This is a genomic window from Nocardia sp. N2S4-5, from assembly GCF_044628355.1.
In the GTDB taxonomy this organism is placed as follows: Bacteria; Actinomycetota; Actinomycetes; order Mycobacteriales; family Mycobacteriaceae; genus Nocardia; species Nocardia wallacei_B.
This window is the reverse complement of the sequence record NZ_JBIUPM010000001.1, coordinates 1,534,958-1,557,384: the sequence shown is the minus strand read 5'-3', so window position 1 is coordinate 1,557,384 and position 22,427 is coordinate 1,534,958. Positions and strand designations below refer to the sequence as shown.

Here is a 22,427-nt window from a genome sequence, read left to right as displayed (position 1 = left end):
AAAATCGGGACCGGCGCACGTTCATCTAACGGTTGCTACGGCGTAGCGTTCGCCCTGGGTCGGCCGAACGGTGAGGTGACCGGACATGACGAAATTCGTGCAGACGATCGAGTTCAAGACCACACGACTCGACGAATTCAACAGAAATCTGGACCAGTGGCTCGCGGTAACCCAGGGTAAGCGGGCCGCGACGCACAGCATGGAGACCAAGGACCGCGATCAGGACGACACGTATCTGCAGATCGTGGAATTCCCGTCCTACGAACAGGCCATGGCGAACTCCGCGATGCCCGAGACGGCCGGGTTCGCCGAATCGCTCGCCGCACTCTGCGACGGGCCGGCGGTATTCCGCAACCTGGACCTGGTCCGCGAGGACGACATGGCTCCCCACGAGACACCCGGCCTCCAGGTGCGGAGTTTCGACACGCCTGACGAGACACGGCGATTCGAGGCCGGCAGCGGCCGGCTCGAGGTCCTCGCGGCGGCATCCGGCGCGGTCGGCCGCGGCACCTTCCTCCCGGGCTGGCGCTGGTCCACCCATGTCAAGCCGATCGCGGGCACCGACAGTTGCGAGGCCGCCCACGTCGGATACTGCGTCTCCGGGCGGATGCACATCGTGCTGGACGACGGATCCGAAGGCGAGGTCGGCGCCGGCGACTTCATGGTCTGCCCGCCGGGACACGACGCCTGGACCGTCGGCGAGGAGCCCTGCGTGCTCATCGACTGGACGGCAGCCGCCGACTACGCCCGGCGCCACTGAGGTCGGGGGCCGCCGGACTATCATGCGACGATGCTGAACGACGCGCGGATCGAAGCTCGCATTCCCACTCAGGATCTCGGTCGCGCTCGGCGCTGGTACGCCGAGAAGCTCGGCCTCGAACCGGTCGAGGAACGCGACGGCGGTCTGCGCTACGAAGGTGCGGCGGGTGTCTTCTGCCTGTTCGCCTCCGCGGGGGCGTCGGACGGGTCGTTCACGCAGATGGGCTTCTACGTCGACGACATCGAAGCGGCGGTCGGCGAATTGCGCGCTCGCGGAGTGGTGTTCGAGCAGTACGAGGGTTGCGTCGGCGGGATCATGGATATCGAGGGCAACTACCCGAGTAAGGGGCGCGGCGAGCGGGCGGCGTGGTTCCGCGACAGCGAGGGCAACATGCTGGGCATCGCCGAGGTAGTGCGCTGACGCCGCCGGACGACCCGGTCCTGCACGGTGGTGACCGATGACCGTGGCCACGCTGTACTACTTCTCGGGTTTTCCGGCTTTGCCGTTGCCCTGCCCGCGATTACCGTGATCCGACTTGCCGTTGCCGTTGCCGTTGCCGTTGCCGTTGCCGTTGCCGTGTGGTGTCGAAAGAGACGGCTCCGGAATACTCTCCGCCGGTTCGGGAAACGCGGGCGGGCAGCCGCCGCCCTCGGGACAGAACGGGCCGGTGGCCGGGAGCGGCCGGCCGATTTCGGCGTGCGGCCGCGCGGAATCGAACACCAGCGGAGGCTCGGGAGCGGTCGTCTGCGCCGTCCCGCTCTCCGGCCCCGGTATGCGCTCGGGAGCGGTGTCGGTCCCGAGCGTTCCCGGTCGGCCGAACCACAGGGCCGCACCGATCGCCGCGGCGAGTAACGCCAGCGCCGTGACCGCGACGAGCGGTTCGGTCAACGGTGCGAGCAGCGCGATCGCGCTGTATCCCGGTGTGCGCCACACCCGAGCCGGTATGGCCGGGTTGGTGGCGACGGCGCTGTCGACGGTCGGAGCGTCTCGGCCGGTGATCGCGATGTGCGCGGCGTCGGCGAACGCGCCGACCGAAGGCCAGCGCCGCCGCGGGTCCTTGGCCAGGGCGCGGGCGAGGATCGCATCGATCGCGGTGGGCAGGACAGGGTTGATCGAGGAGGCGGGCGGCGGCTCCTGGGTCAGATGCGCCCGTACCTGTCCGGCGGCGTCGGCGTCGCCGAAAGTCTTTCGGCCGGTGAGGCATTCGTAGAGCACGCAGGCCAGGGAATACTGGTCCGAGCGGGCGTCCGCGCGGCCGTCGAACCGTTCGGGCGCCAGGTAGCCGAGCGTGCCGACGACATTGCCGTCGAGGGTGAGGGCCGGTTGGTCGGCGCGGTAGGCGGTGCCGAAGTCGATCAGGTGGGCGGTGCCGCCGGCATCGACGATGATGTTGGAGGGCTTCACGTCCCGGTGGGTCACGCCCGCGCGATGGGCGGTCTCCAGCGCGTTCGCGATCTGGGCGACGATGGCCGCCGCGGTGGCCGGCGGCAGGGGCCCGACGCTCAGCAGCGTGGCCAGGGTGCTGCCGGGGAGATAATCCATGGCGAGGTAGAGGCGATTGTCGATCTCTCCGAACGCATGGACCCGCGGCAGGTACGGGCTGCGCAGCTGCGAGATCAGACGGGCCTCCCGGGTGAAACGCTGCCGGTGCGAGACGTCGACCGGGGCGGCCGCGAGCACCTTCAGGGCGACCTCGCGCTGCTCGAGCGTGTCGTGTGCCAGCCACACCAGCCCGGTGCCCCCGCTACCGAGTAACCGATCCAGCCGGTAGCGCCCGAATCGGCGCTCCCCGGCATCGTGCCTCACGACCCGTTCGCCCCCGGCTCATCGAGCGCGTCGGAGCCCACGGACTCCGTAGCGCCGCAACAGCCGCGGATCCGAGCATGCCCGGTCGCCCGGCGGCAGGGGAGAGGTTCGTGCATCCGGTCATGGTACGACCGCGCCAGACCGGTGTCCCGCAGTGAAACGAATTCGCTCCGGTTCGGGTGCCGAGCGCTGTGCCCGGCCTGAGGGTTCGTCGCTCGGCGGTGTAGAGTGGCCGCGTGCTCATCGAGGTCGACAGACTCTAGCCGCCTGTTCGTAGGCGGCGGTCCCGGGTCGCGCGTTCACCGCATTCGGTGAACGGCCGAGTTCGCGTGCGGATCATGCGTGCGGGCTTGTCGGCGTGCTCGGTCGTCGCTTCTCTCACCTCATTCCGCGGTAGTCGGCCGCGGCATTTCGTCCTCCGGTAAGACCGGTGGGGCCGATGCCGTTCGCGCTCGGCTATCTCGGCATCCCCACGGGCACAAGGAGTCACCAGACATGCCGACATCTCCCGACGCGCCGATCATCGTGCACGACCTGACCTTCGAATGGCCCGACGGCACGGTCGCGCTCTCCCATCTCGACGGCGTATTCACTACCGGCAGAACAGGATTGGTCGGACGCAACGGCGCCGGGAAATCCACCCTGCTGCGGCTGATCGCCGGACTGCTGCGACCCACCTCCGGTCGCATCGACGTCGAGGGCGAAATCGGATACCTGCCGCAGACCCTGACCCTCGGCCACGGCACCACACTCGCGGAACTGCTCGGCATCGCCGACACACTGACCGCGTTGCGCGCCATCGAGGCCGGTGACACCGACGAACGGCATTTCGACATCGTCGGCGACGACTGGGACATCGAGGCCCGCGCCGAACAGCAACTCGACGAGATCGGTTTCACCGCAACCGATCTCGACCGCCGCACCGACGAGATCTCCGGCGGTCAGGCGATGCTGGCGGCCCTCACCGGGCTGCGGATCCGCCGCACACCGATCACGCTGCTCGACGAGCCGACCAACAACCTCGACCGAGCCACGCGGACCCGTCTGACCGCGCTGGTCGACAGCTGGCCCGGCACTCTCGTCGTGGTCAGCCACGACCTGGAGTTGCTCGAGCACATGGACAGCACCGCCGAACTGCACGCGGCGGAACTGGACGTATTCGGCGGCCCGTACAGCGCCTGGAAACGGCACGCCGACGAACGGCAGGCCGCCGCCGTACAGGCCGCGCGCACGGCCGAGCAGGCGCTCAAAGCCGAGAAACGCCAGCGCGTCGAGGCCGAGACCAAGCTCGCGCGCCGGGAACGCACCGCCCGCGCGACACAGCAGCACGGCGGCATCCCGCGCATCCTGGCGGGCAACCGGGCCGCCAAGGCGCAGGTCTCCGCGGGCGCGCTGCGAACCGGCCTCGACGCGAAGGTCCGCACGGCGCAACAGGCACTCGCCGACGCCGAGTCGCTGGTCCGCCGCGAGGAGCACATCCACCTCGACCTGCCCGACCCGGACGTGCCCCGTGGGCGTCGCCTCGCCGAATTCCGGGATGGCGACAGCACTTTCGTCATACAGGGACCCGAACGGGTCGCGCTCGCCGGAGCCAACGGCGCCGGAAAGTCGACCCTCATCGAGCACCTGCTCGGCGCCGGGTCCAGGCCGCCGGGCCGGGTCACCGGGACACTGCTCACCGACCGCGTCGGGTACCTGCCGCAGCGCCTGGACGGGCTCGACGACAGCGCGGGCGCGGTCGAGAACGTGCGTGCCGTCGCGCCCGGCAGCCCGCCCGCCGTCATCCGAAACCAGCTGGCGCGGTTGCTGCTTCGCGGCGACAGTGCGGACCGGCCCGTGTCGACCCTGTCGGGCGGCGAACGCTTCCGGGTATCGCTGGCCCGGCTGCTGTTCGCCGACCCGCCCGCCCAGCTGCTCGTACTCGACGAACCCACCAACAACCTCGACATCGCCAGCGTCGACCGGCTCGTCGAAGCGCTGAGCGACTACCGGGGCGCGATTCTCGTGGTCAGCCACGACCACCCGTTCCTGTCCCGCCTCGGCATCGACACCATTCTCGAACTCCGCGCCGACGGCACTCTGCACCGGCGCGGCGCCCTCGCGGAATTACCGCGAACGCGAATTCGATAATCCGGCGAGGGCCGCGGCGGCCAGTCTCAAGAGACTGTAAAGTTGCCGATTCCGGTCTGCGGCTTCGAATGGCCGATGCTAGCTTTCTGTGCGCGGATCCGGGCACGAGTCCGGATCGGCGCGGACATTGTTCGGTAATTCAGCGGCTCGGCCCGCGGAGAGGGTCGGGCGTTGACGCAGCAGCCTGTGGTGCGCATTCTCGCCGGGGTGGCCGGTCGGAGTCTCAGCATGATGGTGGGGATGGCGAGCGGGGCCGTGGATGCGCTCGCCGACCGGCGGGCCGGGAGCGGCATGCCGGGTGCTGTCCCGTTCCAGCCGATTGTCGCCGGTGTCAGCGGCGGCGCGATCGCGGCGGCGGCGACAGCGCTCGGAATGACGCGAGAGCGGACACGGCAGATCGCGATCGCCTATCCGGAATCCGACGTCCTGGGGGCGAGAAGTTTTCGCGCTTTTCTGGCGCGCCGTGTGCTGTATCCCGACGCGCGAATTCGCGAACTCGCCTATGCCGTGGTCGGCGATCGCACCTTTGCGGACTTCGCTCTCGAGCCGACCGTACCGGGGCACGAGGCGGCGTCGACGCTGATTATTCCGGTCTACTCGGCTGAATACGGCACCCTGGTGTTGCCGCGGGACCTGCCGAAGCTCGGCGTGTCGGACCTCCCGGTCGCCGACGCGCTCGTGGCCGCGACGCGAATCCCCGGTGCGCTGCCCGCCGCCGCGGGCCTCGAGAACATCTTCGACGGCGGCTGCCACCACCGCGTTCCGCGCGACATCTTCGCGCCCCATCGCGCGCTGGTGCTCGACCTCTACGGGCCGCAGCCGTACAACAGCCGCGGCGGGCTGCTCTTTCCCGTACTGCACCCGTCGCTGCGGGCAATTCGCAACCGGCCGCGGCCTTTTCACGACGCGGCCCTGCGCGACGCGACCGTTTTCGCGCAGCAGCCCTACGGTGCGGCGCTCCGGACACCGGGGCGATCGCCGGAGGAATTGTTCGACAGCGGCTACGACATCGCGGCGACCTGGATCCGTTCCCGGACCGACGCGCAATTGCTGAACGTGGTCGACCCCGAGGTGCTCGGTGCGGCGGAGGGCGCCGTCGACGGCGATCGGATCCAGCCGGTCACCTGACGCGGCGACCGCCGCCGGATGGTGTTACAGCCCCGGCCCGTTCAGGCCCTTCAGCAAACCGCAGACCTTCCACTCGCCGCCCTCTTTGACCAGATCGTAGGTCAGGGCATGGGTGGTGGGTTTGGCGCCGATCTTCACCTGCGACTCCACGGTGAAGGTGCCCTTGTCGGCGCCGTCGGGCACGTCGACGCTCTTCAGCGTCGTCTTCACCTCGACCTTCGGGCTCTTGGACGGCGTGACCGTCGTCTTCCCCGCGCTGTCGATCTTCGCCTTGTCCGCCTTGCAGATCAGGGCGCTGTTGTCCTTGCCCTCGCTCGCGCCGTCCACGAACTGCTGTGCGACGTCGCGCGGGCTGCTGGATGTCCCCGGCAGTCCGCCGCCGCCGGAGAACAGGAAGAACCCGCCGACCACCAGGACGAGCACCAGAATGCCCGCACCGCCGAGGATCCAGGGCAGCGGGCTCTTGCCGCCGCCTTGCGGTGGGTAGGGATACTGCCCGTACGGCGGTGGCTGACCGTGACCGGGCGGCGGGCCGTAGGGCTGCTGCGGCGGCGCACCGTAGGGTGGCGGCATGCCGGGGCCGGGTGGCGGCGGCGCGCCGTACGGCTGTTGTGGCTGCCACCCGCCGGGTGGCATGCCGGGGTGGGGCTGATTGGGGTCGGTCATGTTTTCGGTCCTAAGGATCGGTGATGACAGCGGCCGATTCTCGGCCGCCGCGCCTGGAACGGCGGGTCGTGTGCCGACTCCGCCGCGGCACACGCGACGCCATTGAAACACGCGAAAGGCGTTGGGCGAATTCGGTGTTGGGGTTTTTACAGTCCTTTGAGGTGGTGTCCCGGTCACCGGGGACCGGTGCGGAATGTCGGGTTCGGTGCCGAAAGCGTCGCGTCTGCTCCTCGAATCCGGAACAAGCGGTCTCTAGGCTGTACGGGTCGCGCCGGGCTGTCGCTTGCGGCCGGTCGGCGCCGGGCGGGTATCGAGCTAGGAGAATGACCGGTGTTTCAGATAGTGGCTTGGGCGGTCATCGCCGTAGAAGTCCTGATCGTGATCGGGGCGCTGTGCTGGCCGACGGGGGAATGGCCGGCCCGGCGGGGTGCGCGGCACCGGCGTGATCGGGATCGGCGCGGGCACACGGCAACTCGTGCCGCCGCGACGGGCCGTGTGCATGCCGACTGAGAGCCGGGTTCGCGAGGCGGGTGCGGATCGGCGGGTGCGTCTGCTGATCGTCGAGGACGACGAGGATGTCGGGGACGCCCTCGTGGAGGTGCTCACCGAGCACGGCTACCACGCCGAGCGCAAGACCCGCGGCCTCGATCTGCTTGTCGGACATCGCCATTACGACGTCGTCATCCTCGACCTCGGGCTGCCCGATTGCGACGGACTGCAGGTGCTGCGGCAGCTGCGCGAGGTGTCGGCGATCCCGGTGGTGATCCTCACCGCTCGCGACGACGAGCGCACGATCGTGCGCGGCCTGCGCGGCGGCGCCGACGACTATCTGGTCAAACCGCCGCGCGTGGGTGAGCTGATCGCCCGCATCGAACTGGTCTCCCGGCGCGTCGCGGTGGCGTCGGGCCCGGAGTCGTCGGTGGTCGTCTCTGGCGACGTGCGCGTGGACCTGGCGGCGCGCGAGGTGGTGGCGGGCGGAGTGCCGATCACGTTGACCCAGAAGGAATTCGACCTGGTCGAGGCGCTGGTGGAGCGGCCGGGATCGGCGGTGAGCCGCGAGGTGCTGATGGACCGGGTGTGGGGCGACGCCTTCGCCGCGGTGTCGCGGTCGCTGGACGTGCACATCTCCACCCTGCGCGGCAAGCTCGGCAGACCGGGCCTGATCACCACGGTCCGCGGGTTCGGCTACCGCTGGGGCCGGTGACGCGAGAGTGGGAACGTGCGCCGACAGCTGCTGGTGATCCTGTTGTGTTTCGCCACGTTCGCGGTGACCGGTTTCGCCGCCCCCTTGGCCGCGACGAGTTCTACGGCCAGGACCCAGCAGTTGTGGTTCGACCGATACGTGGACGCCGAGTGGTTCGCCGACCTGGCCGTGCACGCCATGGCCACCGGGGACCGGTCCATCCTGGACACCGAGATGCGACGCTATCGCGACCTCTATTCCGATCGCGTACTCGTCGTCGACGCCCGCGGCGGCGAGTTCGCCAATACCGGCGTGGACACCGCGGACGCGCGTACTGTCGCACTGCTGGCGGCGGTCCGCAGCAATCGGCATGCGGTCGCGCCGCCACATCGGCTGCGGCCCTGGGATTCCGACACGATGCAGATCACGCATCCGATCGGGGCCGGGATGCAGGTCGGCGGGGCCGTGCTCATCGAGGCCTCCACGGTGCGGGCCAAGCACGACATCCTCGACCGCTGGGTGCTGATCTCGCTCGGGACCTGGACCGCGCTGCTGCTGTGCACCGGGCTGGCGCTGGTGGTCACCCGCTGGGTGCTGCGGCCGCTGGCACGGCTGTCGCGATCGGTGACCACGCTGGCCCAGACCCTGCCGCGCCCGACCGCACCCCCCGAACCCACGGCGATCACTCGGCATTACGGCGGACCGCCGGAGGTGCGGGATCTGGCCGGGTCCTTCGAGGCGATGGCGCAGGCGGTGGGTGAGGCGGTGGACGCGCAGCGGCAGCTGGTGGCCGATACCGCCCATGCCATCCGAAACCCGTTGGCGGCATTGACTATTCGGCTGGATCAGCTCGGGCGCTCGATTCCCGACCAGGCCGCGCAGTCGTTCCGGCGGGCCGTCGCTCAGGTGGAGCGGCTGAAGGCGGTGCTGGACGGACTGTTACGGCTGGCCGTGGCGGAGACGCCCGCGGGATTCGGTGCGGAACATACCGATTCGGACTTTCCGAGCCGCTGCGACGCGGTGCGGATCATCGACGACAGGGTCGATTCGTGGCAGCCCGCCTGCCACGAGGCGGGACAGGCGGTCGCGCTGGTCCTGCCGTCCCGCGAGGTGGAGGTCGCCGTTCCCGAGGATGCCCTGGTGCAGATTCTCGATGTGCTGCTGAGCAATTCGTGCCGATACGCGGGCGCGGGAGCGCGGGTGGAGGTGTCGCTGCGGGAAACGGGGGACGGCGTGGTCGTCTCGGTGACCGATGACGGCGTCGGTGTCGCGCCGGACGAACTCGACAAGCTGACCACCCGCTTCTACCGTGGTGCAGCCGCCGCCGCGGGCGGGACCGGGCTCGGGCTGCCGATCGCGGCGGCCTTGGCGCAGCGTCATCGCGGCACGCTGACGGTGTCGGCGGTGCGGCCGCACGGGTTGCGCGCGTCGGTGCGGCTGCCGCCCGGCGGCGACTGAGCGTGGTCAGCCGTGCTCGTCGCGGTACTGCGCGGCGGCCGCGGGATGCAGCGGAACGCTGCCGGTGCCGACCAGCCAGCGGCGGTTCAGGAAGTGGAATCCCAAGGCCTGCACGGGCATCAGCCCGTCGGCGCTGTGCACGAGGAGCCTGGTGATGCTCGCTACTGTCGCGTCGGGGAGTCCGGGCCCGGCGAGGAGCAGATTCGGCACGCCGATCGTGGCGAGTCCGGGGCTGCCCGGGTAGGCGTCGGCGGGTATCGCGACCCGGTCGTAGTCGTAGCCGAACCGCTGCCGCAGGGCGGGGACCATCTCGCCGAGATCGATCAGCCGGGCCCGCGCCGGGATGTCGGGTCCCGGCGTCGGTATGCCGCCGCCCCAGACGATCGCGTCCACCGCGCCGGTGTGCAGCAGGGCCACCGCGTCGGACAGCTCATGGTTGCCGCTCACCACATCGCGGGCGGGGTCGAGGCCCGCCGCGCGCAGCATCCGCTCCGCGGTGCTGGACCCTCCGGATCCTCTGACGCCCAGGTCGATTCGCGCGCCGCGCAGCTCGCCGACCCGCCGGATCGGGCTGTCGGCGGTTACCGCCAGCTGGATGTAGGTTTCGTAGAGCCGCCCGATCGCCCGCGCGCGGGTGCCCGTGGCGGCCACCGTGTCCGCCAGCGACAGCGCGGCGTCGATCTCGCCGCGGGCGAGCAGGTCGAGATTCGCCAGCGACCCGTCGGTGACGATCGGCTCGATGCGCACCGTGCTGTCGCGCGCCGCGGCGTCGGCCAGCAGGTGCGCGAACTCGTGGAACAGCCCACCGGCCCGGCCGGAGCCGAGCCGGACGGACTCGATGTCGCCCCGGGCGCCGCAGCCGGGGAGTGCCAGCGCGGCGGTCAGGCCGAGCAATGCCCGGCGCCGCAGTACGGGAGCGCCGTCATACATCAATGGTGCTCCTGATCGTCTGCCTCGCCCGCGCCGCGTCGGCACACTGGTGATCGGTGCGGTTCGGGTCATTGCAGCCGTGTCCCCGGCGTCTGTCAACGCGGTGCCGCCGCCGGTGGGAGCAGGCGGTTCCGGGTCGGCCACGCCGTCGGCGAGAGACAGCGGTTCCGGCCGGGCGGCTTAAGCTGTGGAGCGGAGTACGGAGCCGAATGGTCGGTTCATACGCGAAAGGAATACGCATGATCGCTGTCATCGCCGAGTTGACCGTGCAGGACGGGAAGGGCGCCGAACTGGAATCCGTCGTGGCCGATCTCGTCGTCCAGATCGAGCGGAACGAGCCGGGTAACCGGGCGTACCGGCTGGTGCGGTCCAAGCAGGACCCGAACTCGTATCGGATCTTCGAGCTGTACGACGACGAGGCCGCCCTCGAACAGCACGGCAAGTCCGAGCACTTCCGCGCCGCCGGGCAGCGGCTCGCACCGCTGCTCGCCGGCGCGCCGAAGATCGAGTACTTCGACGCGGTGTGACGGGTTTCCGGGGTAAAGGTCAGTTGGGCAGGTAGCAGCGGTCGGCGGGCAGGGCTTCGGCGGTTCCGGCCGGGACGGAGATCTTGGCGCAGGCCAGGGTGGGGTAGGAACTGGGCGTGTCGGAGCCGGCGGGGAAATCGGCGCAATAGGTGAGGGCGAGGTGGTCGCCCTCGGTCACCTCGCGGTCCAGGGTGAAGTCGGCGGGGGCGGCTTCGCGCGTGGACAGCGAATTCTGTTGCTGGTCACCGTCGACCAGCAGCGTGCACTGCACGGTGCCGCCGGGCAGATCGGTGCTGATCCGGCTCAGGGTCGCGGTGACCGTGGTGCCGGACACGGTCAGCGACGCGCTGCTGGGCGCGACGATGGTCGCCCCGGCCAGACCCGCGACGGCTAGGACGGCGGCGGACGATGATGCGACGACAAACCCTCGAATCGTTCTGCGTGCGATCATGCGCAGAATCTAGCCTGCCGCGGACCCGAACCTTCCCAGCTCTGAACGCTATTCGGCGTGTCGGCTGCGCCACGTCGAGTGGTTGATCTTTCTCCACTCCCCGGGAGACCGGGCACGGGCGTCGCGCCGGACCGGCGCGGGTTGCGGGCCGATGCGGTATACCTCCAAGGGACGGATTTTTCGGATGTCAACGTACTAGGAGGCTTTGCCGTGCCCGACGGTCAGATCGACCTGCGCACCGGCGTGCCGCACTCGGCCCGGATGTACGACTACTTCCTCGGCGGCAAGGACAACTACGAGGCCGATCGGGACGCGGCGGAGCAGGCCTTACAACAGTTTCCGGCGGTCCGGGTGACCGCGCGCACCAATCGCGAGTTCATGCGGCATGTCACGCGCTATCTGACCGGGCAGGGCATCCGCCAGTTCCTCGACATCGGCACCGGTATCCCGACCGCGCCGAACCTCCATCAGGTCGCACAGGAGGTGGCGCCGGAATCCCGCGTCGTCTACGTCGACAACGACCCGATCGTGCTCGCCCACGCGCGGGCGCTGCTGGTGAGTACGCGCGAGGGCCGCACGGCCTACGTGCAGGCCGACGCCGCCGACCCGGCGGCCATTCTCGCCGCGCCGGAACTGGATGCGACACTGGATCTTTCGCGACCGGTGGCGGTGTCGCTGATGGCGCTGCTGCACTTCGTGCCCGGCGATGTGTACGAGATCGTGCGGACGCTGATGGAGCCGCTGGCGCCCGGCTCCTACCTGGCGATGTCGCATGTGACGACCGAATTCGACGACGGCCCCGACGATCCCGACGGCATGGCGCGCCTGTTGCAGGTCTACGTGGACCGCGGGATTCCGGTGCAGCCGCGCACGCGGGCCGAGGTGGCGCGGTTCTTCGACGGGCTGGAACTGGTCGAACCCGGTGTCGAGGTGATCCACCGCTGGCGCAGCGAGGGGATCGAGCATCCACCGAGCCACGACAAGCAGGTGTCGCTCTACGGCGCGGTCGCGCTGAAGCGCTGAGCATGGCACCTCGTCGCCGCTGGACGGTGCTGATCGTCGCCGCGATCGCCGGGATGGTGGTCGTGCTGGGTATCGGTGTGGCCGTGGGCATCCGGATCGGCGGTGATAGCGGGTCCGGCGGCGTGGCGCCGAGTCCGGTCGCCGCGCCCCGCACCTATTCGATGAACAGGGTTACCAACGCATGCGATTCCGTCGATGCCTCGCCGTTGACCAAGTGGTCCGCCGTGCCGAAGGGTGAGCCCGAGCACGCGGAGACCCGGCCGTCGGTGTACGGCGCGGGCGGTCTGCGTTGCATTATCGGCTACACGAGTTCCACCGAGTCGCTGAACAAAGCCGGGATGCGGGTCGAGGCCGAGTTCACCAGCGGCGCCGCGCCGCCCTTCTACGATCACTGGCAGCACAGCGACGTCGTCACCACCGGAGCGAGATCGGCGTCGGGTGAGGTCACCGGGATCGGCGCTCGAGGCTACTGGCACTCCGAAATCGAAGGCGACCTCGTCACCAGAACGACCTACGTCGTCTGTGTGCGGGACGCCAACGTCTCGGTGCGGGTAGCGCTGAATCTGAATCGCGAACAAGGGGCGCTGCCGATGGTCAGCGACGCCGAACTGGATGCGATCGCCCGCGCCCAGGTCCGCCGGACGCTGGACGCGCTGGCGGAATAGCGATCAGGTCCGCTGACCGTCGATCGATTCCGCTCGGCCTGACCGCAACGCTGTTGCCGGACAGGGGGTCCTGCGATCCTGACAGCGGCCGGTGGCGCCCGCGATGAGGGAGGGCGCCACTCCGGCGGGCGCTATTCGCGCGGGTCTCGGGCGGCCGCGACGATATCGGCCAGTTCGCGGTCGGTCGCGCCGAGTTCGCCGTCCGGTTCGTCCGCGCGGCGGCCGCGGAGATACAGCCACTGCAGCAGGCCCGTGCCGATCACTCCCGCGGCCAAGGCCGCGGCGCCGATCTTCCAGCCGGGTGGGCGCCAGGTGAGATTCAGCTCGGCGTCCCGGGTACCGGCGGGGATATCCACGGCGACAAAGGATTTCGCCACCGTGGTGAACGGCAGTGACTTACCGTCGAGAGTGACGCGGTAACCGGGCCAGCCCAGGCGCGCGAAGACCACCCGGCCGCCGGTGTCGGAGGTGACGCGCACGCGACTGGTCGTGTCCGACTCGGAAATCGAAGCGGCGGTGACGTTCCGGGCGTCGGCGACGCGGCCGTTCACCGCGGACACCGGCCCGCCGGACCTTTCCAGCACATCGATGTAGCGTTCGTGGCCCGGATAGTCGACCCACTTCCAGCCCTCGGGTGCGGGCTGGTTCCGGGCGTCGGGAAACAGGGCCCGCTGCAACACGATCCGGTCGACGAGCATCAGATCGACCAGGGGTCGCCCGGTGCTCGGTTCGGGGGCGAACATGCGGCGGTAGGCGTCGGGGCAGACGCTGGAATCCCAGCGCATACACAGCATGTCGCCGAAGTAGTAGTGCCCGGTCGGGGTGTACCCGTTGACGTATTTCAGCTCCATGTCCTCGGCGTAGTTGCCGAAAACCAGTGCGCCGTAGGCGCCTTCGAGATTCTTCTCGCCCGGTTGCAGCAAGCCCCGCTCGCCCAGCTGCAACGTGGTGCCGGTGAAGTCGGGGAACACCGCCCGTGCTTCGGCCCGATTGGCGGGCAGATTCCACGGCATCGGCGTCGGCTGGGCGGCCTGGACCTGGTAGTAGGCGATCGGGAACATCGCGACGATGGTCAGCGCCACGGCCGCGGCGGTGCCCCGGCGCACTCCGAGCCACACCACGGCCGCGCCCACGGCGGCGATCGCCACCGCGGCGGTGATGTGCCGGACCACATTCTGCGGATCCGCGGAGAACGACCGCACCCACAGCGCGAGGATCAGCACCGCGGCGGCGACACCGCGCGAGCGCCGATCCCGGACGGTGCCGAAGCGGCCGAGCAGCACCCCGGCCAGCACCAGCAGTCCGATCGCCAGCATCGGCAGTACCCGCACCGGCCAGCGCAGCGGACCGATGGTGCCCGGCCCCGCCGTCCACATCAGCATGATGACCGAGAACAGCGTGACCGCGGACAGTTCCCGCCACGCCGTACGCGCCCGGCGCCAGTCGATGAAGGCCAGGGCCGGGATCAGGAACCAGGCGATGTAGGTGACCGGCATCGGCTGGATGTAGCCCCACCAGGACGTGAAGGCGGGCAGGGTGCTGGGCAGACTGGCGTTGAGCGACTCCGACCAGGGGATGGTGAGGAACTGGTCGTTGAGTATCTCGGAGGTGCCGCGCCAGGTCACCTTCGCCGCCAGCATGCTCGGCAGGAAGGTGAGCAGCCCGGCGAGTCCGGCACAAGCCGAGACGAGCGCGAGACGCAGCACCGGTTTCCACGCGCGGCGGTACACGATCTCCCCGATGGCGACGGCGACCAGCATCAGCGCCGCTTCGACGGCCGGGAAGATGTACTGCGTGGAGATGGTCAGGTACAGGAACACGAAGACCGGGATCGGGCCCGCGCGGCCGCGGGTGTAGCGCACCGCCGCCGCCCAGGCGTGCACCAGCCATGCCGTGCCGGTGAGCGCGGTCATCCAGCTGGCCTCGTCGAAGAACAGGAAGAAGCCCGAGAGCGGGAACGCGATGCCCGCCGCCGCCGACCACGCCGGCCGGCCGCCGTAGGCCAGGCAGATCCGGTAGACGCCGAGGGCGGCGATGATCGAGAAGACGAGTTTGACGATCGTCGCGTACAGCGCCAGATTGTCCATCGAGGGCGCGAGCAGATCGATCAGCAGCTGTGGCGGATTGAACAGGCCCGCATCGTCGATGGTGTTGTTGCCCGACATCCACCGGTCCGGCCACAGCACCGGGAACTGCCCGTTGCGCATGGCCCGCCCGAGGGCGACCCACAGTCCGGTGTATTGGGATTCGGTGTCGTCGGTGTAGAAGTGGCGGACGTTGGCCAGCAGCACCGCGACGTACCCCGCGACGACACCGACGACCGTGACCGCCGCCCACTGGTAGACCGCCCGCCGCGCGGAACCCCGTGTGGCCCCCGGGGGTTCGGCCGGCGTCACCTCCGACACCGTACTGTCCGTCACGAGTTCCTCACCCTACCGCCGGCGCCGGCGATCGGCAGGACATGCCCGGACGCGGTCATGCCGCGAGGACGAACAGCTTCTCGCGCCCGCCCGCGATCAGCGACCGGCGCAGAATCCGGGACTCGTAGCGGCCGAACAGTTCCTCCAGCGTCTGTTCGGTGAAACGGTGGTCGCGCGCGCCCGCGCCGGCGTCGGTGTAGCGGCGCGCGGCCGCCGCCACGACGCGATTGTTGCTCGACGCCAGATTGCGGATCGGCTCGGACACGATCACCCGCTCGCGCGCGGCGGCCAGCATCCGCTCCAGCACGGGCGCCGGCTCGGGCAGGAACTGGTAGAGACTCGCCTGCATCACCACATGATCCGCGGCCGGAAGCGGGACATCGGCATCGACATCCCACACCGTGCCGCGCCCGCCCGCGTCCTCGAGCCGGGCGATGAACCGGCTGTTGAGATCCAGTCCGGTGTAGCTGCCCGTGCGCCCGCGCAGATAGCGGGTATAGAGCGTGGCCGGACCGCAGCACACGTCCATCACCTCGGCGCCGTCCGGGATCAGGTCCGCTATCGCGCGATAGCGGGACCGGTAGTGCCGTCCGTACAAGCCGCGCATGAGCAGCTCGTAGACGGTGGCGTTGCGGTAGACCGGGCTCGTTCCCACGCATGTCCCCTGCGGCTGTCGGTAATCAGCTACCGCGCCGGATACTACGGCCCGCGCCGGGACCTGTCGACGCAAATGTCCGTTTTCGGCGCGGGAGCGGGGTCGCGTCGCGCTCGGGCCGAGTGTGCTGGTCCGGGCCGCGCGGCGGCATTTTTTGCGTATTCACCGATACGGTCCGTCGAATTACTCATGCCGAACGGTTGCTTCGATATGGAACCGACCCCCCGTTTTTAGGGGCCTAGGTTTTCGGGCTATTGCCAGTGTCCGGATCGATGCCTAATGTCGGAGCGGTTGGAATACGCACGCGGGTGGGGAGGCCCAGCATGACCAATCCTTTCGACGACGACGAAGCCGTCTTCTCGGTTCTGGTGAATGACCAAGGGCAGCACTCGCTCTGGCCGGAATTCGCCGATATCCCCGCGGGATGGACCGCGGTGTTCGGTGTCGCAGCACGTCAGGACTGTATCGACTACATCGAGCGGCACTGGACCGACATGCGTCCGGCGAGCCTGGCCGCCGCGATGGATGCCGACCGGATGCCGGAACTGCTCGACTGACGCATATCGCGGCCGCGGGTCGCGTTCTATTCATTTTGTTGGTCGGACGACCGACACTTTTGTGAGTTCGACAATTCTGGGTCGAACTCTGCGTGCATATCGGCGATAACGCCGGCCTGGCAAGGAGTTCGAGAATGACTGTGGAATTGAGCCGGTTCGATCTTTCCCCGGATCTGATCCCGTTGTCGACCGCGCAATACGGCGTCTGGTTCGCGGACAAGGTGTCCGATGGAATGCCGATAAACATCGCGCAGTACGTGGATATTCGGGGCGAGGTGGACGCCGCGGCCTTCGCCGAGGCGGTGCAGGCCGCGGGCCTGGAGCTGGGCTCGGGCTACCTGCGCATCGTCGAGGTGGACGGCACGCCCTACCAGCGCGTCGACCCCGATCAGGAGTACGACGGACGCGTGGTCGACTTCGGCGACCACGCCGATCCCGAGGCCGCGGCGCTGGAGTGGATGCACGCGGACTGCGCCGCGCCGGTGGACCTGCAGCGTGACACCCTCGCCGAGACCAGGCTGCTGCGGCTGGGCGAGCGCCACTACTACTGGTATTCGCGCATCCACCACGTCGCGATCGACGGCTACGGCGGGCTCACGCTCAGTTCACGCATCGCCGAGCGATACAACGCCCTGCTCGCGGGCCGGGAGCCGGCGCCGCTGCGGGCCGCGACGCTGCGGCAGATCCACGCCGACGAACAGGCCTACCGGTCCTCCGAGCGGTTCGGCAAGGACCGCGACTACTGGGCCGAACGCACGGCCGGACTGCCGGACCCGGTGAGCCTGGCGGGCCGCACCGCCGACCCCGCACCCCACGACCTGGTGTCCACGACCCAGCTGTCGGGCGCGATCGCCGAGCTGCTGCGCGCGGCCGCCGTCGAGTACGGCGCGAGCGCGGCGCAGCTGGTGGTCGCGGCGCTGGGAAGTTACCTGGCGCGCATGACCGATTCCGGTGACATCGCGCTGAGCCTGCCGGTCGCGGCGCGCACCACGGCCAAGCTGAAGAATTCCGCCGGAATGCTGGCCAACCTGCTGCCGATCCGGCTGCGCGTCGACGCGCGGACCTCGGTGGCCGAGGTGGTCGCGGCCGCGAACCGCGAGCTGACGGGGGCGCTGCGGCACCAGCGCTACCGCTACGAGGACATCCGGCGCGACGAGACGCTGAGCGGGAGCGCCGCGCTCGGCCGCGGGTCCACGTTCGGCCCGATCGTCAATATCGTGTTCTTCGACGCCGACATCGAATTGGGCGAGGCCACCGGCACCTATCACATCCTGCGTTCGGGACTGCTGGAGGATTTGCAGGTCAATCTTGTGCAGAGCGGCGCCGACGCGCCGCTGTCGATCGAGTTCCACGGCAATCCGAATCTCTACACGCAGGGCGAACTCGACGCCCACCATCGCCGATTCGTCTCCTACCTCGAACGTTTCGTCGGCGCGGACCCCGCACTGCGACTGCGCGATCTCGATCTGCTGTCGGACGACGAGCGGCGGATCGTGTTCGACGCGCGTCCCGGCCTGGACACCGTCTCGACGCTCGCGGAGGTGTTCGACCGGTGCGTGGCGCGGTCGCCGGAGTCGACCGCGGTCGTCCTGGGCGAGACCGCGCTCACCTATCGCGACCTCGACGCGCGCGCGAATCGACTTGCCCGCCTGCTGATTTCGCGCGGGGTGGGACCGGAGTCGCTGGTGGCGGTGGCGTTGCCCCGTTCGATGGAGTCGGTGGTCGCGGTGTGGGCGGTGGCGCGTACCGGTGCGGCGTTCGTGCCGATGGACCCGGCGCACCCGCGCGAGCGGATCGCCTACATGACCGCGGCGTCGGGCGCGCGGTACGGCCTGACCGTCACCGAACACGCCGCGCGCCTGCCGGATTCGGTGGATTGGCTGTTGCTGGACGAGCCGGTGACCGAGGTCGCCCGGCCGAGTGCCGAGCCGATCACCGATGCCGAGCGGATCGCGCCGGTGCGGGCCGAGCACCCGGCCTATGTCATCTTCACCTCCGGATCGACGGGCCGCCCGAAGGCCGTCGTGCTGAGTCACGCCGGGCTGGCGAACCTGATCGATGAGCAGCGCCGCCGGTTCGGTGTCACCGCGGCCTCGCGCGTATTGCACACGGCGTCAACGAGTTTCGACGCGTCGGTGTTCGAGCTGCTGATGGCGTTCGGGTCCGGCGCGACGCTCGTCGTCGCGCCGGAGGACAGCTACGGCGGCGACGCGCTGGCCGGGCTGCTGCGCGCGCAGCGGGTCACGCACATCGTCGTCACGCCGACGGTCCTGGCGACCATGACGCCCGGCGATCTCGAGGACCTGCGGGTGGTCGCGGTCGCGGGGGAGGCGTGCCCCGAACGGATCGTGCGGATCTGGAGCCCGGGGCGGGAGATGTTCAATCTCTACGGACCCACGGAGGCGACGATCTGGACCACGGCGTCCGCGCCGATGCGGGCGTCGGACCCGATTACGATGGGGCGCGCCATCCCGGGCGTCGGCGTCGTCGTGCTCGACGGCTGGCTGCGCCCGGTGCCGGTGGGCGTCGCGGGTGAACTGTACGTGTCCGGCCCGTCGCTGGCGCGGGGGTACCTGGGCCGTCCGGACCTGACCGCGCAGCGTTTCGTCGCCGACCCGTACGGCGCACCCGGCGCCCGCCTGTACCGGACCGGTGACCTGGTCCGGCGGACGGCCACCGGCGAACTGGAATACCTGGGGCGCACCGACTTCCAGGTGAAGGTGCGCGGCCTGCGCATCGAACTGGGCGAGATCGACGCGACCCTGGAAGCGCAGGGCGGCGTCGCCGCCGCGGTCACGGTCAACCGGCTCACCGCGGCGGGCGCGGAGGCCCTGGTGTCCTATGTGGTCGCCGAACCGGAGCGCGACCTCGACACCATCGTGCTGACCGCTGCCCTGGCGCAGCGGCTGCCGGAGTACATGGTGCCCGCCGCCATCGTCACCGTGGACCGGATGCCGCTCTCGCCCACGGGCAAGCTGGACCGGGCCGCGCTGCCCGATCACACCTTCGGCGGTGACAGTGAGTGGCGTGCACCGGTTTCCGGCGTCGAGGCGACGCTGGCCGAGGTGTTCGCCGAGGTGCTCGGGGTGGCGCAGGTCGGTGTGGACGACAGCTTCTTCGCGCTCGGCGGCGACAGCATCATGTCGATCCAGCTGGTGGCGCGCGCGAAGGCGCGGGGCGTGGTCTTCACCCCGCGCGAGGTCTTCCAGCGGCGTACCGTCGCCGCGCTGGCGGCGATCGCGCGCCGGTCCGGTGACGAGGAGATCGCCGCGCTCGACGAGTTGCCCGGCGGCGGTGTCGGGACGATGCCACCGACGCCGATCGTGCGCTGGATGCTCGCTCGCGGCGGCGGTTTCGACCGGTTCCACCAGTCCCTGGCGCTGCGGCTGCCGGTCGGCATCGACCGGGACGGGCTCGTGAAAACCGTTGCGGCCGTGGTGGACCACCACGACATGTTGCGTTCGCGGCTGATCGACACCGCCGACGGGCCACGGATCCTGGTCGGCGAGCCGGGTTCGGTCGATGTCGCCGCGCTGCTGCATCGGGTGCCCGTGGACGGACCGGACGGGGCTCGCGCGGCGGCCGAACGGGAGCGTGCCGCGGCGGCCGCACGCCTGGACCCGGCGACGGGGCAGGTGCTGCGACTGGTGTGGCTCGACGATGGCCCCGACGCGGCCGGCTGGTTGATCGTGGTGGTACACCACTTGGCCGTCGACGGTGTCTCGTGGCGAATCCTGGTGCCCGACTTGATGTCCGCGTGGGCGCAGGTGTCGGCGGGACAGCGGCCCGTGCTGGCGCCGGTGGGCACCTCGATGCGGCGCTGGGCGCACGCGCTGGCCGAGATCACCCCGGGGCCGGACGAATCCGACTACTGGGCCGGCGTGCTGAGCGGGCCGGATCCGCTGCTGGGCGCGCGCGCCCTCGATCCGGCGGTCGATGTCGCCGCGACGGTCGACCACATCGACCTCACCGTCGGTCCGGAGGTGACCGCGGCGCTGACCACCACCGTGCCCGGGGCGTTCCACGGCGGCGTGCACGACGGCCTGCTGGCGGCGCTCGCGGTGGCGGTCACGGCGTGGCGGGCGCGGCGCGGAGTGCGCGCCGAGGACACGCTCGTCCAGCTGGAGGGCCACGGCCGCGAAGAGACCGCGGTGCCGGGCGCCGATGTGTCCCGCACGGTCGGCTGGTTCACCACCGCCTATCCGGTTCGGTTGCGGCTCGGCGCGATCGATGCCGAGCAGGCGCTGACCGGTGGCGCGGCCGCGGGGGCCGCGATCAAGGCGGTCAAGGAACAGCTGCTCGCCGTGCCCGGCAACGGACTCGGCTACGGACTGCTCCGCTCGGCCGCCGTGGACGTCGGCTCGACCGGTGCGCCGCAGCTCTCGTTCAACTACCTCGGCCGCACGGTACTCGGCGAGAGAGCCGACGCGGCAAACGAACTCGGGTGGCTGCCGACCACGGACCTCGGCACCGCGACGGCCGGGGACAACGACGACGCCCCGGCGACCGGCGTCGTCGACATCACCGCGATCGTCACCGACGGCGACGCGGGCGAGACCCTGCGGGCGTCGTTCGGCTATCCCACCGGCATTCTGTCGGCCGACGACGTGCGGGACCTCGCGCGGCTGTGGGAGCAGGCCTTGTCGGCGCTGGCCGCACACGCGGGCGCGCCGGGCGCGGGCGGGCACACGCCTTCGGACTTCGATCTGATCAGCGTGCGGCAGCACGAGATCGACGAATGGGAGTCGCGGTATCGGCCCGCGGACGTGTGGCCGCTGTCGCCGTTGCAGACCGGTCTGCTGTTCCACGCCATGCTGTCCGGCCGGACGGCCGACGCCTACACCGCGCAACTGTCCCTGACACTGGAAGGCGCGGTCGATCCCGATCGGCTGCGCGCCGCCGCGCAGGCGCTGCTGGACCGGCATCCGAATCTGCGGGTCGCGTTCGCCACCTCGGGGGAGGCGGCGGTGCAGCTCGTCTGTGACCCGGTCGCGGTGCCGTTCACCGTGATCGACGTGCGCGGCGAGACCGCAGAAGCCGACCTCGACCGGCTCGCCGCCGTGCAGCGCGCGACGCCGTTCGACACCGCGGTGCCGCCGCTGCTGCGGTTCACGCTGGTGCGGGTCGCCGACGACCGGTGGCGGCTGCTGCTGACCAACCATCACATCCTGCTGGACGGCTGGTCGATGCCGCTGCTCGTGCGCGACCTGCTGCTGCTCTACGCGGGACGGGTGGACGGCCCGGCCCCGTCGTTCCGCGACTTCCTGGAATGGCTTGCCCGCCAAGACCGTTCCGCCTCCGTGCGAGCCTGGCGGCAGGCGCTGTCGGGCGTGTCCGAACCGACACTGCTGGCGCCGCGCGACAGCGGCGCCGACCCGTCCACCCGGCCGCGCAACCACCTGTTCGAGCGCGACGAGCAGCGCACCGCCCACCTGGTGGAGCTGGCGGCCCGGCACGGTGTGACGCTGAACACGATCCTGCAGGCGGCGTGGGGCATTGTGCTGTCCCGTTCCACCGCGCGCCGCGATGTGGTGTTCGGCGCGACCGTCTCCGGCCGTCCGCCGCAACTGGCGGGCGTCGAGGAAATGGTCGGCCTGCTCATCAACACCGTTCCGGTGCGGGTGCGGACCACTCCGGGGGAGCCGGTGGCCGCGCTGCTGCGCCGCGTACAGGACGAGCAGGCGGCGCTGCTCGAGCACCATCACGCCGGTCTGGCCGAGATCCAGGCGGCGACCGGATTGCCCGCGCTGTTCGACACCCTGCTGGTGTTCGAGTCCTACCCGATGGACACCGCGGCGATCGCTCGCCTCGCGACCGACATCGACGGCATGTCGGTGACCGCGGCCGCGGTGGACGACGCCGCCCACTACCCGCTGACCATTGTGGCGCAACTGGATTCGCGGCTGCGTTTCCGCGTCGGCTATCAGCCGGAGGCATTCGACGCCGACACCGTCGCCGCTCTCGCCGAGCGGTTCGACCGGGTGCTGGACGGGCTCGCCACCGCGGCGAGCCTGGCCGAGGTCGATATCCTGACCGGCCCGGAACGCGCCGATCTGCTGACCCGGCAC

At 70.2% G+C, this 22,427-nt stretch carries 17 protein-coding genes (1 of these 17 cut by a window edge); 11 read left to right on the top strand and 6 right to left on the bottom strand.

What is annotated here, in order from left to right:
- The first annotated feature begins 85 nt into the window (after positions 1–85).
- Together ACFMRZ_RS06820 and ACFMRZ_RS06815 are read left to right on the top strand one after the other, a co-directional pair.
- Positions 86–760, top strand: a complete 675-nt coding sequence (locus tag ACFMRZ_RS06820) for a cupin domain-containing protein (RefSeq protein WP_400178365.1) — start codon at positions 86–88, stop codon at positions 758–760.
- Positions 761–790: 30 nt separating this feature from the next.
- A complete protein-coding gene (locus tag ACFMRZ_RS06815; RefSeq protein WP_400178364.1) occupies positions 791–1,180 on the top strand; it encodes a VOC family protein in 390 nt (129 codons plus the stop codon).
- Between the two features lie 57 nt (positions 1,181–1,237).
- Here the strand turns inward: ACFMRZ_RS06815 and ACFMRZ_RS06810 are convergent, their stop codons facing one another.
- Positions 1,238–2,566 (bottom strand): protein kinase, encoded by a 1,329-nt coding sequence (locus tag ACFMRZ_RS06810; protein ID WP_400178363.1) that lies wholly within the window; start codon positions 2,564–2,566, stop codon positions 1,238–1,240.
- 495 nt (positions 2,567–3,061) lie between these two features.
- Between ACFMRZ_RS06810 and ACFMRZ_RS06805 the strand changes: the two genes are divergently transcribed.
- Together ACFMRZ_RS06805 and ACFMRZ_RS06800 are read left to right on the top strand one after the other, a co-directional pair.
- Positions 3,062–4,696, top strand: coding sequence for an ABC-F family ATP-binding cassette domain-containing protein (locus ACFMRZ_RS06805; RefSeq protein ID WP_400178361.1), 1,635 nt, complete (start codon positions 3,062–3,064; stop codon positions 4,694–4,696).
- 171 nt (positions 4,697–4,867) lie between these two features.
- Positions 4,868–5,824, top strand: coding sequence for a patatin-like phospholipase family protein (locus ACFMRZ_RS06800; RefSeq protein ID WP_400178360.1), 957 nt, complete (start codon positions 4,868–4,870; stop codon positions 5,822–5,824).
- A gap of 24 nt (positions 5,825–5,848) precedes the next feature.
- Here the strand turns inward: ACFMRZ_RS06800 and ACFMRZ_RS06795 are convergent, their stop codons facing one another.
- The gene (locus tag ACFMRZ_RS06795; RefSeq protein WP_400178359.1) at positions 5,849–6,490 is read right to left on the bottom strand and encodes a hypothetical protein; all 642 of its coding nucleotides are present in this window, start codon (positions 6,488–6,490) and stop codon (positions 5,849–5,851) included.
- A 544-nt stretch (positions 6,491–7,034) separates the two neighbouring features.
- On the opposite strand from ACFMRZ_RS06795, the gene ACFMRZ_RS06790 reads away from it, so the two are divergent.
- Together ACFMRZ_RS06790 and ACFMRZ_RS06785 are read left to right on the top strand one after the other, a co-directional pair.
- Positions 7,035–7,694 carry a response regulator transcription factor gene (locus ACFMRZ_RS06790; RefSeq protein WP_280271795.1) on the top strand — a complete coding sequence of 220 codons (660 nt, stop codon included), beginning with the start codon at positions 7,035–7,037 and terminating at the stop codon, positions 7,692–7,694.
- A gap of 15 nt (positions 7,695–7,709) precedes the next feature.
- Positions 7,710–9,131: a sensor histidine kinase gene (locus tag ACFMRZ_RS06785; RefSeq protein WP_400178358.1), complete on the top strand. Its 1,422-nt coding sequence runs from the start codon at positions 7,710–7,712 to the stop codon at positions 9,129–9,131.
- Positions 9,132–9,137: 6 nt separating this feature from the next.
- Here the strand turns inward: ACFMRZ_RS06785 and ACFMRZ_RS06780 are convergent, their stop codons facing one another.
- Complete coding sequence (locus ACFMRZ_RS06780) at positions 9,138–10,061, bottom strand: TAXI family TRAP transporter solute-binding subunit (protein WP_400178357.1); 924 nt, start codon at positions 10,059–10,061, stop codon at positions 9,138–9,140.
- 239 nt (positions 10,062–10,300) lie between these two features.
- Between ACFMRZ_RS06780 and ACFMRZ_RS06775 the strand changes: the two genes are divergently transcribed.
- Positions 10,301–10,588, top strand: coding sequence for a putative quinol monooxygenase (locus tag ACFMRZ_RS06775; protein WP_400178356.1), 288 nt, complete (start codon positions 10,301–10,303; stop codon positions 10,586–10,588).
- Positions 10,589–10,607: 19 nt separating this feature from the next.
- Here ACFMRZ_RS06775 and ACFMRZ_RS06770 read toward each other — a convergent pair whose 3' ends face one another.
- Positions 10,608–11,039 (bottom strand): hypothetical protein, encoded by a 432-nt coding sequence (locus ACFMRZ_RS06770; protein ID WP_400178355.1) that lies wholly within the window; start codon positions 11,037–11,039, stop codon positions 10,608–10,610.
- A 210-nt stretch (positions 11,040–11,249) separates the two neighbouring features.
- Here ACFMRZ_RS06770 and ACFMRZ_RS06765 point away from each other — a divergent pair, with 210 nt between their 5' ends.
- Both ACFMRZ_RS06765 and ACFMRZ_RS06760 read left to right on the top strand, forming a co-directional pair.
- The gene (locus tag ACFMRZ_RS06765; protein ID WP_400178354.1) at positions 11,250–12,062 is read left to right on the top strand and encodes an SAM-dependent methyltransferase; all 813 of its coding nucleotides are present in this window, start codon (positions 11,250–11,252) and stop codon (positions 12,060–12,062) included.
- Positions 12,063–12,064: 2 nt separating this feature from the next.
- A complete protein-coding gene (locus tag ACFMRZ_RS06760; protein WP_400178353.1) occupies positions 12,065–12,727 on the top strand; it encodes a hypothetical protein in 663 nt (220 codons plus the stop codon).
- Between the two features lie 131 nt (positions 12,728–12,858).
- Here the strand turns inward: ACFMRZ_RS06760 and ACFMRZ_RS06755 are convergent, their stop codons facing one another.
- Positions 12,859–15,147, bottom strand: coding sequence for a hypothetical protein (locus ACFMRZ_RS06755; protein ID WP_400178352.1), 2,289 nt, complete (start codon positions 15,145–15,147; stop codon positions 12,859–12,861).
- A gap of 55 nt (positions 15,148–15,202) precedes the next feature.
- A complete protein-coding gene (locus ACFMRZ_RS06750) occupies positions 15,203–15,802 on the bottom strand; it encodes a class I SAM-dependent methyltransferase (RefSeq protein WP_400178351.1) in 600 nt (199 codons plus the stop codon).
- Between the two features lie 323 nt (positions 15,803–16,125).
- On the opposite strand from ACFMRZ_RS06750, the gene ACFMRZ_RS06745 reads away from it, so the two are divergent.
- Complete coding sequence (locus ACFMRZ_RS06745) at positions 16,126–16,359, top strand: MbtH family protein (protein ID WP_280273279.1); 234 nt, start codon at positions 16,126–16,128, stop codon at positions 16,357–16,359.
- Between the two features lie 134 nt (positions 16,360–16,493).
- Positions 16,494–22,427, top strand: the start of a protein-coding gene (locus tag ACFMRZ_RS06740) for a non-ribosomal peptide synthase/polyketide synthase (RefSeq protein WP_400178350.1). It continues 21,312 nt past the right edge of the window; the window shows 5,934 of its 27,246 coding nt (coding positions 1–5,934); its start codon is at positions 16,494–16,496; its stop codon lies beyond the right edge, outside the window.